9 protein-coding genes are annotated in these 15914 nt (G+C 71.4%); 6 read left to right on the forward strand and 3 right to left on the reverse strand.

Features of this window, described 5'->3' with window-relative positions; genetic code table 11:
* Window positions 1-36 precede the first annotated feature (36 nt).
* The 4 genes from AMK25_RS18610 to AMK25_RS18625 all read left to right on the forward strand — a co-directional run bounded on the left by AMK25_RS18610 (window position 37) and on the right by AMK25_RS18625 (window position 5910).
* The gene (locus AMK25_RS18610) at window positions 37-1368 is read left to right on the forward strand and encodes a low temperature requirement protein A (protein WP_073829622.1); all 1332 of its coding nucleotides are present in this window, start codon (window positions 37-39) and stop codon (window positions 1366-1368) included.
* A gap of 21 nt (window positions 1369-1389) precedes the next feature.
* Entirely contained in the window at window positions 1390-2457 is a 1068-nt protein-coding gene (locus AMK25_RS18615; RefSeq protein WP_073829623.1) for an SRPBCC domain-containing protein, read from the forward strand.
* A 264-nt stretch (window positions 2458-2721) separates the two neighbouring features.
* A complete protein-coding gene (locus tag AMK25_RS18620) occupies window positions 2722-4152 on the forward strand; it encodes a non-reducing end alpha-L-arabinofuranosidase family hydrolase (protein ID WP_073829624.1) in 1431 nt (476 codons plus the stop codon).
* Window positions 4153-4179: 27 nt separating this feature from the next.
* On the forward strand, window positions 4180-5910 hold the full coding sequence (locus AMK25_RS18625; protein ID WP_073829625.1) for a cellulose binding domain-containing protein: 1731 nt from the start codon (window positions 4180-4182) through the stop codon (window positions 5908-5910).
* 60 nt (window positions 5911-5970) lie between these two features.
* On the opposite strand, the gene AMK25_RS18630 is transcribed toward AMK25_RS18625, so the two are convergent.
* Window positions 5971-7536: a pectate lyase family protein gene (locus AMK25_RS18630; RefSeq protein WP_073829626.1), complete on the reverse strand. Its 1566-nt coding sequence runs from the start codon at window positions 7534-7536 to the stop codon at window positions 5971-5973.
* Window positions 7537-7866: 330 nt separating this feature from the next.
* Here AMK25_RS18630 and AMK25_RS18635 point away from each other — a divergent pair, with 330 nt between their 5' ends.
* Window positions 7867-9081 (forward strand): hypothetical protein, encoded by a 1215-nt coding sequence (locus AMK25_RS18635; protein ID WP_073829627.1) that lies wholly within the window; start codon window positions 7867-7869, stop codon window positions 9079-9081.
* Here the strand turns inward: AMK25_RS18635 and AMK25_RS18640 are convergent.
* Window positions 9019-9981: a DMT family transporter gene (locus tag AMK25_RS18640; protein WP_073829628.1), complete on the reverse strand. Its 963-nt coding sequence runs from the start codon at window positions 9979-9981 to the stop codon at window positions 9019-9021. The genes AMK25_RS18635 and AMK25_RS18640 overlap by 63 nt on opposite strands.
* Window positions 9982-10021: 40 nt before the next feature.
* Here AMK25_RS18640 and AMK25_RS18645 point away from each other — a divergent pair, with 40 nt between their 5' ends.
* Entirely contained in the window at window positions 10022-11413 is a 1392-nt protein-coding gene (locus AMK25_RS18645; RefSeq protein WP_073829629.1) for an aminotransferase-like domain-containing protein, read from the forward strand.
* Between the two features lie 206 nt (window positions 11414-11619).
* Here AMK25_RS18645 and AMK25_RS18650 read toward each other — a convergent pair whose 3' ends face one another.
* On the reverse strand, window positions 11620-15909 hold the full coding sequence (locus tag AMK25_RS18650) for a discoidin domain-containing protein (RefSeq protein WP_073829630.1): 4290 nt from the start codon (window positions 15907-15909) through the stop codon (window positions 11620-11622).
* Between the last annotated feature and the right edge of the window lie 5 nt (window positions 15910-15914).

A 15914-nucleotide genomic window follows, 5' to 3' on the forward strand; every position in this document is an offset into this window, starting at 1 on the left:
CACACCACGCCTGACCTGGGCTGACACACTCGCCCGGTGGGTGGCGACCGGTGGCGCAAGGGGCTCGGGCCGGCTACCGGCGTCGCCCCCGCCACCCGGGTCGACCGGTTCGAGATCTTCTTCGACCTCGTCTTCGTGGTGTCCTTCTTCATCATCACGCGCGCCACCGCCGCCAACGTGACGCCGCGGGAGCTGCTGCACGCGCTGCTGGTGCTCGCCGTGCTGTGGTGGTGCTGGGTGGTGCACAGCGCGGTGGCCGCCCGGCTGCGCCTCGGCGAGGGCTTCGTGCCGATCCTCATGGTGGTCGGCATGATCGCGCTGTTCACGTTCGCGCTCGCGCTGCCGCAGACGTTCGGCGACCTGGACAAGGGCAGCGCCGGGCCGATCCTGGTCACGATCAGCTACGTGGTGATCAGGGTCGTGCACACCGCGCTGTACTGGTACGCCACCGGCGACGACCCGCCGGCACGCCGCAAGCTGCGGCTGTTCCTGCCCGAGGCGCTGGTCACCGCGACCCTGCTCCTGGTGGCGGCGCTGCTGCCGCCGCGCGTGCCGCCGGAGGTCGGCCCGTGGCTGCGCGACGGACTGTGGATCGCCGTGGTGGCCATCCAGTACAGCAGCGGCCTGCTCGCCGGCACCGACGGCTGGAAGATCACCTCGGCCGAGCACTGGACCGAACGGTACGACCTCATCCTGATCATCGCGCTCGGCGAGTCGGTCATCTCGGTCGGCGTGGGCGGCAACCTGCTCGGTCAGCCCGTGACCTGGCCGGCGATCCCGGCGGCGATCTTCGGCATCCTGTTCACCGCCGCGCTCTGGTGGGCGCACTTCGACATGATCGGCCCGGCCGCCCGGATCGCGCTGCACGCCGCCCAGGGCCACGCGCGGGTGACGCTGGCCCGCGACGCGTACGCCTACCTCTACCTGCCCATGATCGCCGGCGTGATCCTGTTCGCGATCGGCGCCGAGGAGCTGGTGCGAATCGTCACCGACCCGGCGGGCGGAGCGATGGAGCGCGGCCACGGACCGGCGGTGCCGCTGCTCTTCGGTGGTGTGCTCGTCTACCTCGCCGCCAACATGGCGTTCCAGTGGCGCGCGCTGCGGACGCTGTCCTGGACCCGGCTCGGCACCCTGCTCCTGCTCGCCGCGGCGCTGCCGGCCGGGCAGCACCTGCCGGCGCTCGGCGCGCTGGGCCTGCTCACCGCGATCTGCGTGGCCCTCGTCGCGGCCGAACTGGTGATCTTCGCCGATTCCCGGGTCGCGTTGCGCCGGCTGATGCACGAGGAGAAGGCGAGCGCCGAGGAGAGCGAAGCCGCCTGGCGGGCCCGCTGGCGCGACGACGGTGACAGCGCCCCGCACCGACCTTGACACAGGCCCTAGAGTCTCCGCGTGATCGAGATCGTCACCGAGGTCGACCTGTTCCACCCGCCCGCCCGGACCTGGCGGGCGCTGACGGAACGCGCGCTGCTGGCCAAGTGGTTCGCCGACAGTTCGCCCGGGTCCGACCGGTGGGTGCTGGCCACCGCCGCGCTGCCCGGGTACGACACCGACACCGAGGTCGAGACCGTCGAGCTGCGCGCGCCGCACCGGCTGGTCGTCCGCTGCCGGGAGGCCGGCCGGGCCACCCGCCTGGCCTGCGACCTGGCTCCCACGGCACACGGCACCCGGCTGTCCGTACGCGAGGTGCTCGAAGAGGGCGACTGGGACGCCGACGCCCGCGCCGAGCAGCACGAGCAGGCGGTCACCGGGCGGCTGCCGGCCATTCTCGACTGGCTGGCGTTCCAGAATGTGGATCTGCGCCGGGCCGAGGGCGGGCTGACCGCCGAGCTGCCTGTGGTGCGGCTGCTCGGCGAGGAGCGCCGCCACTCCCGGCGACGCCCGGTGCTGCTGGCGGCCGGCGCGGTGACGCTGCTCGCCGCCGCGGGCGCCGCAGCGGCGCTGTGGGCCACCGGCGACAACCCGAGCGCGCCGGCCGCGTTGCCGCCGTCGGCCCCGCTCGTCGTGCCGTCGGAGTCCACGCCCGCCGCCCGGCCCACCACGGCCCGGCCCACGCCGAGCGCCAGCCGCCGCAGCGCCTCACCCTCCTCGTCCCCGTCGGCCACCCCCAGCCGTACGCCGAGCCGGACGCCCTCCACTGTGGTGACGGCGCCGTTGAGCGCCACGTACGAGACGGTCAACGACCGGCTGTTCGGCTACCGGGGCGAGGTGGTGCTGCGCAATCCGGGTCCCGCGCCGCGCCCGGAGTGGACGGTCACCGTGACCCTGCACAGCGGCGCGACGGTGGGCAGCGTCAACGGGGCCGAGGCGGCGCAGGACGGCAGCGTGGTCACGTTCACCGGGGCCGCGTTGGCGGGCGGCGAGTCCGTCACCATCCGGTTCGACGTGCGCGACCCCGATCCGTCGCACAACGCCCCCGCCGGCTGCGCCACCGACAACACCCCCTGCACCCCCGCCTGACCCCCTGCCCCCTCTCCCCCTCTCCCTTTCACCCCGTTGATCATGAAGTTAGGCCGCTGATTTGTCCGCATTGAGCGCGGCCAACTTCATGATCGTCGCGTTCGGGCGGGCGGATGGCGGACAGCGCTCTGATGCGGTGGGTGCGGAAATGAGTTGTTGAGCGCATGGGAGCGCTCCCGTAACATCCCTGACGCGGCTGTTAACGCTCACAACACAATCGCCACCGCCAATGCCAGAGCCGCCGCCCCCGCAGGAGGTCAATCCATGCCCAGATCCAGATCAGTCAATGCCATATTGGCATCCGCCGGCGCCGCGCTGCTCGCGTCGGCGTCGGTCGCCGTGGCGCAGCTGCCCGCCGGGGCCGCCGCCGCCGGCTGCTCGGTGAACTACGCGATCTCGTCCCAGTGGCAGGGCGGCTTCGGCGCCAACGTCACCATCACGAACCTGGGCGACCCGGTGTCGAGCTGGACGCTGACGTGGTCGTTCGGCGCCGGGCAGACCGTGACCCAGTCGTGGAACACGAGCCTGACCCAGAGCGGGTCCGCGGTCACCGCGCGCAACGTCGACTACAACGGGTCGATCCCGACGAACGGCAACACGTCGTTCGGCTTCAACGGCTCCTGGACCAGTAGCAACCCGGTGCCGAGCAGCTTCGCGCTCAACGGGGTGACGTGCACCGGCGGCACCACCACGCCGACGAGCGGCCCGACCGGCACACCGACCACGGCGCCACCCACCACGGCGCCGCCGACCACCGCGCCGCCCACGACGCCGCCGCCGGGTGGCACCTGCAACCTGCCGTCGTCGTACCGGTGGTCGTCCACCGGTGTGTTGGCGCAGCCGCGCTCGGGCTGGGTGTCGCTGAAGGACTTCACAGTGGTGCCCTACAACGGGCAGCACCTGGTCTACGCCACCACGCACGACACCGGTTCGTCGTGGGGGTCGATGAACTTCGGTCTGTTCTCCAACTGGTCGCAGATGGCCTCCGCCAGCCAGAACGCGATGTCCTCCGGCACTGTGGCGCCGACGCTGTTCTACTTCGCGCCGCGCAACATCTGGGTGCTGGCCTACCAGTGGGGACCGACCGCGTTCTCCTACCGCACCTCGACCAACCCGACCAACCCGAACGGCTGGTCGTCGGCGCAGCCGTTGTTCACCGGCAGCATCTCCGGTTCCGGCACCGGCCCGATCGACCAGACGCTGATCGCCGACGACCAGAACATGTACCTGTTCTTCGCCGGTGACAACGGCAAGATCTACCGCTCCAGCATGCCGATCGGGAACTTCCCCGGCAGCTTCGGCTCCAACTACACCACCATCATGTCCGACTCGACGAACAACCTGTTCGAAGCCGTGCAGGTCTACAAGCTGCAAGGCCAGACCCGCTACCTGATGATCGTCGAGGCCATCGGCTCCCAGGGCCGCTACTTCCGGTCCTTCACCGCCACCAGCCTGGGCGGCTCCTGGACCCCGCAGGCCGCCACCGAGTCCAACCCCTTCGCCGGCAAGGCCAACAGCGGCGCCACCTGGACCAACGACATCAGCCACGGCGAACTCATCCGCACCACCGCCGACCAGACCTTCACCGTCGACCCCTGCAACCTCCAACTGCTCTACCAAGGCCGCTCCCCCAACTCCGGCGGCGACTACGGCCTCCTGCCCTACCGCCCCGGACTGCTCACCCTCCAGCGCTGAGCCGGACCATCCAGGAAGGAAGGTCGCATGAGAAGGCACAGAACCACCCGTACCGCGGTGTTGTCGGCCGGCGCGGTCCTGCTGGCCTCCACCGCGATGGCCGCGGCGCTGCCGGCCGGGGCGGCGGCCGCCGGATGCGCGGTGACCTACGCCGTGTCGTCGCAGTGGCAGGGCGGCTTCGGCGCGAACGTCACGGTCACCAACCTCGGTGACCCGGTCAACGGCTGGACGCTCACCTGGTCCTACGCCGCCGGCCAGACCGTCACCCAGGCGTGGAACGCCACCGTGACGCAGAGCGGGGCGGCGGTCAGCGCCCGCAACGTCGACTACAACGGGTCCATCCCGACGAACGGCAGCACGTCGTTCGGGTTCAACGGGTCCTGGACCAGCAGCAACCCCGCGCCGACCAGCTTCGCGCTCAACGGGGTGACCTGCACCGGCGGCACGACGCCGACGTCGCCGTCCACCTCGCCGTCCACGTCGCCGACGAGTTCGCCGACCACCTCACCGAGCAGCCCGCCGCCCACCGGGGCGGCGGACATCACCGTCAACACCGCCAGCCGCTACCAGACGATCGACGGGTTCGGCGCCGCCGTGTCGATCTGGGGCGGCGCCTGGTCGACGGCCGAGACGCAGACGCTCGTCGGGCTCGGCCCCAACCAGCTCGGCCTGTCCATCGTGCGTACCGGCATCTCGCCGGTGTCCGGCGAGTGGGGAACCCAGGTCAGCGCGCTGCGCACGGCGAAGTCGTACGGGTCGAACGTGAAGATCATGGCGTCGCCGTGGACCGCTCCGGCGGCCTGGAAGACGAACAACAGCCGGATCAACGGCGGCAAGCTGCGCACCGACTACTACGACGACTACGCCAACCACCTCAACAGCTACGTCCAGTACATGCGCAACCAGGGCGTGACGGTGGACGTCACGTCAGTGCAGAACGAGCCGGACTGGCACCCGGACTACGACTCGATGGACTGGAGCGGCACCGAGCTGCAGACCTTCGTCCGGGAACAGGGCGCCAAGGTGCAGAACACCAAGCTGATGGTCGCCGAGGCGGTGAACCTGAACTACGGCTACACCGACCCGACGCTCAACGACGCGGCGGCCCGCAACAACATCGGCTACATCGGCGGGCACCTGTACGGCACCGAGGCGTCCGGCCGGCTGAAGCCATACACGCTGGCGCAGCAGTACAACAAGCCGGTGTGGATGACCGAGTGGAACCTGCACGAGGCCGACGGCGGCGGCTCCAACATCTGGGGCAACCCGGCCAACACCGCGGCCTGGAACGAGACGCTCGACGACATCATGCGCACCGTGCACAAGTCGATGGAGTCGAACTGGAGCGCGTACGTCTGGTGGTACGGCAAGCGCTACTACTCGTTCATCGGTGACGGCGAGTCCGCGTACGGCACCGTGGCGGGCGCGCCGCTCAAGCGCGGGTACGCGTTCTCGCAGTACTCGAAGTACGTGCGGCCCGGCTACCAGCGGGTCGCCCTGACCAAGAGCTCCAAGGCGTCGCCGCTGGAGGTGACCGCCTACTCCGGTGACGGGAAGGTCACGCTGGTGATCCTCAACCGGTCCACCAGCGCGGTGAACAACGCGATCATCCAGGCGCCGCAGAACGTCAGCCGGGCGGAGTACGTGGCCACGTCGCAGAACGCCAGCGCGGCGAGCCAGCCGGTCGGCGTGAACGGCAACCAGGTCACCGTGAACGTCGGCGCGCGGAGCATCTCCACCGTCGTGCTCACCCTCTGACCGGGACACGAACAGGGGCGGGGGCGGCCGGATCGGCCGCCCCCGCTCGTATGTGACTTGCTAGCTGGCGTACGTCTCGAACTCGCCGACTCTCGGCGTACCGTTGGAGCTGTTGATCTTGAAGTTGATCTTCTTCAGCGAGGTCGCGCCGAAGGTGATCTGGCCGGCCCCGCTGCCGGATGCGAGCACCGCGCCGGTGTCGTTGTTGACGAGCTGCCAGGACCCGATCGAGCCCGAGGTGCCGGACGGCTCGCGGATGACCACGCGGGACACGGTGGTGGCCGACCCCCACTTGATCGAGACGGTGCCGGTGGACCCAGACGGCGACCAGTACGTGCTCAGGCTGCCGTCGCGCACGTTGCCGTAGCTGGTGCCGTCGGCCTTGCTGGACCCGTCGGCGCCGGCGCCCGAGAGGAGGCTCAGGTTGGTCCCGCCGGACGGGGGCGGGGTGGTCGTCCCGGGCGGCGGCGTGGTGGGTGCGGGCGTGGTCGGGGCCGGAGTGGTCGGGGCCGGGGACTGCGGCGTGCAGTTGCCGTCGGAGACGCGCAGGCCGGTGTTCGCGCCCGCCGTCTGCCGCACGATGTCCGGCACGCAGCTCGCCGCGTCGAGGCGGTACGAGTACGGCACGCTGACGGTGGTCGTGGACGTCACGTTCGGCCCCGCCGGGTAGTTGTCGCTCCCGGGCGAGGACCAGGTCACGTTGTCGAAGATGTTGCCGCTGACCTGCCAGGTGCCGCGCTCGCTGGTGTAGAACGTGCCGAGCACGTCCTTGGAGTTGCGGAAGTAGTTGTTGTCCACCTTGGCCCGCGCGCCGGCCCGGGAGTTGATGCCCGACTCGTGCAGCCCGGTGTAGTGGTTGTTGAACATGTGGGCGATGCCGCCACGCAGCAGCGGCGTACGGGAGTCGATGTTCTCGTACAGGTTGTGCTCGAACGTGATGTAGCCGTTGCCGCGGTCGCTCTCGCTGGACCCGATCAGGCCGCCGCGCCCGGAGTTGCGCAGGATGCTGTACGACAGCGTCACGTACTGGGTGTCGTCCTTCATGTCGAACAGGCCGTCGTAGCCCTCCGACTCCCCGCCGGACGCCTCCAGCGTTACGTGGTCGACCCACACGTTGCGGACGCTGCTCTCCATGCCGATCGCGTCACCGCCGTTGGAGGTGGGCGAGCCGGACTTCTTGACGTTGCGCACCGTCACGTTGCGGATGATGATGTTGCGCGAGTCGCGGATGTGGATGCCGAGCTGGTCGAAGACGGCGCCGCTGCCCACGCCGATGATGGTGACGTTGCTGATCTGCTTCAGCTCGATCACGCCGTCGGCGGTGTTGCAGCTCGATCCGGAGACCTTGCTGGTGTTGCCGTGGTTGATGGTCCCGGTCACCTCGATGATGATCGGGGTGCTGCTGCTGGCCCGCCCGCACAGCGCGGCGTGGATGGCGGTGCCGGTGGTGGCGCGTACCGTCTGCCCGCCCGCGCCGCCGGTGGTGCCGCCGTTCTGGGTGGCGTAGCCGGTGGCGCTGCCGGCCGCCGCCGACGCCTGCGGGGACGGGAGTGCCACGGCGACGGCGATCCCCACGACCGCCGTGGCCAGTGCCGCGTGGAGTCGCAGCGCGACTGGTCTTCTCATGTCGCCTCTTTTCGTTTTCGAGCATGCGGGAATTGCCGCCGAGCAGCGGCCAGTCACCGAATGGGAATAGTGAGGAGCCGCGACGCGATCAGGCGCGTCGCCGGCGGATGTCGTCATCTGCGATGCCCGGGCCGCAAACGAAACATCGATGTAACGCGATCGTATGAAAGCGCTTTCGCTCAGGGCAAGAGGTAGCGTTTGCAGGTTTTTTGCACTGCCCAGGGCGGCCGCACGCCAGAGACGCCACCTTGACGGACAGCGAGATCGATGGTTGCCTGCACCTCACCCTTGCATCGACATCTGTCTAATCCTGCCCCCACAAGGAGCGCCATGTCCCGATCCCGCAGGACCCGTACGTCGGCGGCAGTCGCCGGCGCGGTCGCCGCTGTCCTGGCCGCCTCGCCGGCCCTCGCCGCGCCCCTGGCGGCACCGGCGGCCGCCGGCAACACCTGGAGCGCCGACCTGGCCGGAGTCGACTCCGACGACGTCAACGTCCGCTGGACCGGCACGGAACTGCGCCTCGCCGATGCGGCACACCGGCCCACGGCCCGGCGCGGCATCGCGGCCGAGGGCACGCTCGTCGTCGCGCCGCATTCACTCGCCGCACCCGCCAACCGGGTCCGGGCCGACGTCGTCGCAGGTCCCGCCCGCGACAGCGCCGTCGAGGTGGCGGCGCGCGGCTGGCGATCGGGCGCGTGGACCGAATGGCGGACGGTGACCGGCGCGGCCGTCTTCGACCAGCCGGTCACTCGGGTGCAGATCCGGGTGGTCCTCACCGCCGACCGGCCGGCCGCCGCGCCCAGCCTGCGCACGGTCCGGCTCACCGCCGACTCGGTCGCCGCCGTCACGGCCGCCACGCCCGGCCTCACCTACCGGGTGTACGCCACCCGCGAGGGCCTGGTCGGCGGCACCACCGCCAACGGGCACGTGATCGTCTCCCGGGACCACTTCGTCGCGCTGCCCTCGGCCCGCGGACTCGCGCCGAAGAACACCGGCGACTACACCGTGCGGGTCTGCACCACGACCCGCAGCCGCTGCGAATACGCGCCGGTCTGGGACATGGGCCCGTGGAACACCAAGGACGACTACTGGAACCCGAGCGGTGTGCGGGAGATGTGGAAGGACCTGCCGCAGGGCCGGCCCGAGGCGCAGGCGGCGTACCAGAGCGGCTACAACGGCGGCCGGGACCAGTTCGGACGCGTGGTGGGCAGCCCGGCCGGCATCGACCTCGCCGACGGGACGTTCTGGGACGGCCTGCTGCTGACCGACAACGCCTGGGTCGACGTCGCCTACCTCTGGACCGGCACCGGCACGCGGGGCCGGATCGGCAGCGGGCCGCTCAACATCCGCTCCGGCCCGAGTACGAGCAACCCGGTCGTCGGCCTGGCCGCCACGTACGCCAACGTGCCGATCGAGTGCTCCGTCACCGGCTCGTCGGTGAGCGGCCCGTACCGGACCACCACCCAGTGGAACCGCCTCGCGTCAGGACACTTCGTCAGCCACGCGTACGTCTCCAGCGTGACCGGCACCATCGCGCCCTGCTGAGGACGGTCCGCCCGGGGCGCGCGCCGGCATTGCGCCGCCCCGGGTGCGCTGGATGAGCACGACGCAGGCGAGCACCCCACCCGCCACCACGAGCGCGCCCGGCGTGACCGCCTCACCGAGCAGCACTGCCGACCAGATCAGCGTGAGCACCGGCTGGGCGAGCTGGATCTGACCCACCCGGGCGATGCCGCCCCGGGCCAGCCCGGCGTACCAGGCGAAGAAGCCGAGGAACATCGAGACCACTGTGAGGTAGCCGAACCCGGTCCAGGCGGCGACGCCGCCCTGCGGCCGGTGGACGAACGCGGCAACCGCCGTGACCGGCACGGTGACGGGGAGCGACAGCAGCAACGCCCAGCAGATCGTCCGGGCGCCACCGAGTTCGCGGGCCAGCCGGCCGCCCTCGGCGTACCCGAGTCCGCAGAGCACCACGGCGGCGAGCAGGAACAGGTCGGCGGGCGCCAGCGTCCCGCGGATCGAGCCGCCGGCGGCGAGGAACGCGAGCACCAGCGCCAGTCCGGCGGCGCTGGCGATCCAGAACAGCGGCGGCGGCCGCTCCCCGGCCCGGAGCACCGCGAACACCGCGGTCATGGCAGGCAGGACGGTGACCACCACCGCGCCGTGCGCGGACGTCTGTGTGGTGAGCGCCAGCGAGGTGAACAGCGGGAAGCCGACCACGACGCCGAGTGCGACTATCGACAGTCGTCGCCACTGGTCCCGGGTGGGGCGTGCGGCGCCGGTGAGCCGCAGGTAGGCCCAGGCGAGCAGCGCCGCGCCGACGGCCCGTCCGAACGCGACGAACCAGGGGTCGAGCGTGTGCACCGCGACGCGGGTGGCCGGCAGCGACATGCTGAAGGCCAGCACACCCAGCGCGCCGAGAGCGACCCCGGAGCCCGGCCTCACCGTTACCGTCGTTGGTGCAGTAGCGCTACTCTGTGCCGTCATGAGTGATGGTAGCGCTATCGATCGTGTCGCCCGGCATCTGGGTGCGCTGGCCTCGGATGCCGTCCCCGGCACGCGGCTGCCGTCGGTACGGGAGCTGACCGCACACCATCACGTCTCCCCCGTCACCGTCGCCGAGGCGACCCGGCGGCTCGTCGCCGACGGCCTGGTCGAGACGCGGCCGGGCCGTGGCGCGTACGTGGCGAACCGCCGCGCCGACCCGCCACGGGCGGACCTGTCGTGGCAGACCGTCGCGCTGGGCTCGCGGCGGGGCGGCGAGGACGAGATGCAGGCGCTGCTCGCGTTACCACCGTCGGGTGCCATCCCGCTGACCGGCGGCTACCTCGACCCGGATCTCCAGCCGGCCGCCGCGCTCGGCGCGGCGCTCGCCCGCGCGGCCCGGCAGCCGGCCGCGTGGCAGCGCGGCCCGGTCGAGGGACGCGCCGACCTGCGCGCCTGGTTCGCCCGCGAGGCCGGTGGCGGCCTGCGCACCGAGGACATGGTGATCTGCCCGGGCGGGCAGGCCGCGCTCTCCTCGACGCTGCGGGCGCTCACCACTCCCGGCGACACGGTGCTGGTCGAGTCCCCCACCTACCTGGGCGCGCTCGCCGCCGCGCGCGCCGCCGGGCTGCGGGTGGTGCCCGTCCCCGCCGACACCGACGGGGTACGCCCCGACCAGCTCACCGCCGCGTTCGCCCGCACCGGCGCCCGCCTGTTCTACTGCCAGCCCTTGTACGCCAACCCGCACGGCGCGACGCTCTCCCCCGCCCGGCGCACCCAGGTCGCCGAGGCGGTACGCGACGCCGGGGCGTTCCTGGTGGAGGACGACTACGCCCGCGACCTGACGATCGACGGGGAGGCCCCGCCACCGCTGGCCGCCGACGACCCGGACGGGCACGTCGTCTACCTGCGTTCGCTGACCAAGTCCACAGCGCCCGGCCTGCGCATCGCCGCGATCGGCGCGCGCGGACCCGCCGGGGCGCGGCTGCGCGCCGCCCGCCTGCTCGACGACCTCTTCGTCGCCGGACCGCTGCAACAGGCAGCGCTGGAGTTCCTCACCGCGCCCGCGTGGGACCGGCACCGCCGCAGCCTGCGCGGACAACTGCGGGCCCGCCGGGATGCGCTGCTCGCGGCACTGGACCGGCACCTGCCGTCGCTGACCCCGCGCGACGTTCCACGCGGCGGCCTGCACCTGTGGGTACGCCTGCCGGACGGTGCCGACGACGTGGCGGTGACAGCGGCGGCCGCCGCGGCAGGCGTCACGGTCTTCCCCGGCCGCCCCTGGTACGCGGCAGAACCCCCCGCCCCGCACCTGCGCCTGACGTACGCCGCCGCCCCACCCGAGCAGATGGACGAGGCGATCCGCCGCCTCTCCACCGCCCTCCCCCACTGACCGCGCGGCCCTACGCCCTCCGTCGATCTTGGACTTGTGGTGCCACATCTTGTCGGCTTCGCCCCACTATCAGAGGCGCCACAACTCCAAGATCGCCGCGCCGCCCCGCCGCCCCCGCGATCTTGCGCTTTGGCACCCCCCATACCAGGAGTAATCCGGCATTGCGGGGGCCGAGAGTGCAAGATCGCGGGGGTGGGAGGGGCGGGTTAGTTGCGGGTGATGGTGAAGGTTGTTGTGGTGTTCTTGATGTCCTGGGCGTTGTCGGTCAGGCGGAGGTTGGTGAAGGTCGCCGCGCCGACAGCGGGGCCCTGACCCGCCTCGGGCATCTCGTTTACCCAGATGCCGAAGCCGGACTTCGCGTCGAAGGCGTCACCGCTGCGCCGCGCCCCGGAGATCGACACGTTAGTGAGCACCGTGTCGGTGATCGGGTTCTCCGGCTGGCTGCCGTTGTACTTGGTCTGGAACATGATCCCCGAGTACGTCGGATCGACAATGTCCACGTCGCTCACCCGGATGCCGCGGAACTCCTTGGACGCGGAGAACAACCACATCGCCGGGAACGTCTGTGCGCCCCAGAAGTGCCCGCCGGAGCGGATCAGCGAGATGTTCTCGAACCGGGTTGGCGGGCTGGCGCCGAACCCGACGAACGGGTAGCCGAAGTCCAGCGAGCTGATCGTGATGCCCGAGTACGTGAGCTGGTCGGCGATGTACAGGTTGCGGAACACGTTGTCGTAGCCGCCGTACACCGCCAGCCCTGCTGCCCGCCAGGTCAGCGTGGCGGTCAGGTTCTCGAACACGTTGCCGTGGTTGCCGCCGGAGCCACCCTGGTCGGTCGCGGAGAACAACGCGAACGCGTCGTCGCCGTTGGAGCGGCCCTCCGAGTTGGTGACCAGGTTGTTGGTGCTGCCGTTCGTCATGTTCACCGCGTCGGCGAAGGTGTTGCGGAACCGGCTGTCCCGGATGGTCAACCCGTCCACACTCACCCCCCAGTACGCGCACACGGTGTGCTCCACCCAGACGCTGTCCAGCGTCAGGTTGTCCACGTCCTTCAGCTCGCCCCACACCTTGCCGGGACCGTCGATCCGGTTGGTGTAGTTGCCGAAGAACGCCAGGTGGGCGAAGGTCGACCCGCTCGCCGAGGACTCGACCCGGAAGCCGGCGTCGGTGTTCTGCTGGTTGCGCGGCGTCTGGAAGCGGGTGAACCACATGCCGGCGCCGACGACCTTCACCGCCTTGCCGTACACCTGGAACTTCTGCGCCGTCTCGTACGTGCCGGCGGGCAGGTAGACGCCGATCAGCGTGCCGGTGGTGTCCATCCGTACCGCGTCGAGCGCGTTCTGCACGTCGGCGTGGCTGAACCCGGTGGGGACCTTGTAGCGGGCCGGGTCGGGGTTGGCGCGCGGCGACACCAGTTCGGTGTTGACGAAGTCGATCGCGTACGTGGTGCTGTTCGCCGGGTCCTTCTGGAGCCGGATCCGGCTGCCCGCCGGGACCGTGGTGTCGAGCAGCACGTTCGCCTCGTCGTACAGGTGCCGGGGCGCGCCCGCGCTCGGCGAGTCGCTGGGACCGGCCTCGGCGCCGTAGAGCCAGATGTGCTTGGAGGTGAGGCTCATCGGCTTGTGCAGCACGCCGTTGACGTAGACGTTGATCGTCGAGTCGATCCCGCCGCCGCCCGGCGCGTCCGGGATGGAGAAGCGGGCGACCAGGGCGTTCACGGCCGATCGGGTGGTCCACTCGACGTACGCGCCGGTGGTGTTGAGCGTGACCGCGCGGCGGCCGGACGCCTCCCCGGCGAGGTCACCGATGGTGCGGTTCGGGCCGATCACCTGCGCGCCGCCGCCGGTCGTGCCGTCCTCGGCCTCGTACGCGTCGTACGGCAGGTTCGCCCCGCGACCGACGAACAACGCCCGGTCGCTGGTGTTGTTCTGCCGCTTCACCGGCAGTTCGTTGGCGTCGTCGGCGACCACCACCCGCACCGTGTACCGGCCGTTGGCGGCCGTCCAGGTGCCCAGCGACACCGGACCGGCGATGCCCCCGGCCGCGATCGTGCCGCTGTACGAGCCGGTGAGCGTGCGGACCACCGCGCCGGACTGGTCGCGCACTGTCAGCGTGATGCCGTGCGCGCCGCTCGCCGACGCGATGGTGCCCTGGTTGCGCAGCGTCACCGCGAAGGAGACGGTGGCGCCGGCGCTCGGCGTGCCGGGTGACCAGGTGACGGCGGAGGCGACCAGGTCGGAGCTGGCGACCGGGCTGACGGTCAGCGGGGTCGGGCTGGTGTAGGAGTTGTTCGCCTCGTTCTGCTCGATCACCGCGTTCGACTCGTCGACAGTGGCGGTGACCTGGTAGCTGCCGGCGTCGCGTACGCCGATGCTCGCCGAGACGGTGCTCGACACGCCCGCGGCGAGCGCGCCGACGGCGGCGGTGCCGACCTTCGTCGTACCCAGGTAGAGGTTGACAGTGGTGGCGGCGGAGGCCGCGGTGCCGGCGTTGCGCACTGTGGCGGACAGCGTGATCGTGTCCGTCTCCACCGGCGTGGACGGTGACGCGGTGACGGCGGTGACGGTGAGGTCCGGGTTCGGTGCCGGGACGCCGATGACCTGGAGTTCGGCGACCTGGCCGTTGGAGGAGCCGGAGTTCGCGGTGAACTGGAGCCGGACATCGGCGGCGGTCGCCGAGACCGGGACGGTCACCGTGTTGGCGCTGTTCGGGTTGAAGGAGTACGTCGCGGAGCCGACCAGGCTGGTGAACCCGGACGCGGACTGTTCCCGGCCGAGCACCTGGAACGTCTGGGTACGCGCGCCCCACGCCGGGTCCGGGTTCAGCTTCACGACGACGGCGCTGATGCTCGCGTTGGCGCCGAGCGCGACGGTCAACGTGCTCGGGTACGCGCCGGGCGCGCCCTCCCAGTACGTGGTGACGTCGTTGTCGACGGCGTTGGCGGCGGCGAACACGTGCACCATCGACGACGCGGTGGCGGGCTTGCCGACCGCCAGGTTGGTGCCACCCGTGCCGCTGCCGGTGCGGGTCACCGTGTTGCTGTTGGCCGACACGTTCCCGGCCGCGTCGCGGGCCCGCACGTGGTACGACACGGTGGCGCTGTCCGGCTGGCTGTCCGTGTACGTGAGCGTGGACCCGCTGACCGTGGTGCGCAGCGACCCGTTGGCGTACACCTCGTAGCCGGTGACGCCGACGTTGTCGCTCGACGCGGTCCAGGTCAGCCGGACCTGCCCGCTCGCCGGCCGGGTGTAGGCCAGGTTGCCGGGCGCGGTCGGGGCGACCGTGTCACCGGTGTTGCCGGTGCGGGTGACCGTGTTGCTGTTCGCCGACACGTTCCCTGCTGCGTCCCGCGCCCGCACGTAGTAGGCGACTGTGGTCCCGGCCGGCTGGGTGTCGGTGTACGTGAGCGTGGTGCCGCCCACGCTCGTGCGCAGTACGCCGTTGGCGTACACGTCGTAACCGGTGACGCCCACGTTGTCGGTGGACGCGGTCCAGGTCAGCCGCACCTGGTCGGTGGCGGGCTCGGTGAACGCGAGACTGCCCGGCGCGCTCGGGGCCTGGGTGTCGCCGGTGACCGGGCCGTAGATCTCCAGCTCGGCGAGCTGCCCGGCGGGCCAGGCGCTGTTCGCGGTGAACAGCAGCCGCACGTACCGGGTGGAGGCGGTGGGCACTGTGACGGTCACGGTGTTGCCGCCGCCCGGGTCGAACGCGTACGCGGCGGAGCCGACGAGCGTGCCGAACGTGGAGCCGTTCGTGCTGCCCTGCACGGTGATCGTCTGGGTGCGCGCGCCCCAGCCGGACGGCAGTCGCAGCACCAGCCGGTTGACGCTGGTGGCGGCGCCCAGGTCGGCCTGGATCCACTGCGGGAACGCGTTGTTCGGGCTCTCCCAGTAGGTGGCCGCGTTGCCGTCGTTGGCGTTGCCCGCGCCGTACACGTCGGCGTGGCCGCTCTCGGTCATGGTCCGGCCGAGCGCCAGGTTGGTCGAGGAGGTGGCCGCGCCGTACACCTCCAGCTCGGCGAGCTGTGCGGCGGTCCAGCCGGTGTTCGCGGTGGTCACGACCCGCAGGTAGCGGGCGTCGGTGGCGGTGAAGCCGAGCGTCACGGTGTTGGCGGCGGCCGGGCTGAACGTGCGGGTGGCGGACGCGACGACAGTGGTGAAGCCGCCGCTGCCGTCGGCGCTTGCCTGCACGGACAGCGTCTGGTTGCGGGCCTCCCAGGCGGCCGGGAGTTTGAGCACGACCTGGTCGACGGCGCGGCTGGTGCCGAGGTCGACCTGGGCCCACTGGGGCAGCGCGCCGCTGCTCTCCCAGTAGCTGCCCTGGTTGCCGTCGGTCAGGTTGGCCGCGGCGTAGGGGCCGTTGACGCTGCTGGCGGTGGCGGTGCGCCCGGCGGCGAGGTTCGGGCCGCCGGCCGCGAGGGCCGGTGGGGCCGGGGTCGCGGTGACGGCCAGGCCGACCGCGGCGAGCACCGCGACGATCCGGGTACGGAGTCTGGACATGGTGG

It is taken from the genome of Micromonospora sp. TSRI0369 (assembly GCF_001905625.1).
Classification (GTDB): Bacteria; Actinomycetota; Actinomycetes; order Mycobacteriales; family Micromonosporaceae; genus Micromonospora; species Micromonospora echinospora_A.

Bases quoted from the DNA above. Each gene is read 5' to 3' on its own strand.
- AMK25_RS18625 (WP_073829625.1), top strand. From the start codon at position 4,180: ATGAGAAGGCACAGAACCACCCGTACCGCGGTGTTGTCGGCCGGCGCG.
- AMK25_RS18620 (WP_073829624.1), top strand. From the start codon at position 2,722: ATGCCCAGATCCAGATCAGTCAATGCCATATTGGCATCCGCCGGCGCC.
- AMK25_RS18650 (WP_073829630.1), bottom strand. From the start codon at position 15,909: ATGTCCAGACTCCGTACCCGGATCGTCGCGGTGCTCGCCGCGGTCGGC.
- AMK25_RS18635 (WP_073829627.1), top strand. From the start codon at position 7,867: ATGTCCCGATCCCGCAGGACCCGTACGTCGGCGGCAGTCGCCGGCGCG.
- AMK25_RS18630 (WP_073829626.1), bottom strand. From the start codon at position 7,536: ATGAGAAGACCAGTCGCGCTGCGACTCCACGCGGCACTGGCCACGGCG.
- AMK25_RS18645 (WP_073829629.1), top strand. From the start codon at position 10,022: ATGAGTGATGGTAGCGCTATCGATCGTGTCGCCCGGCATCTGGGTGCG.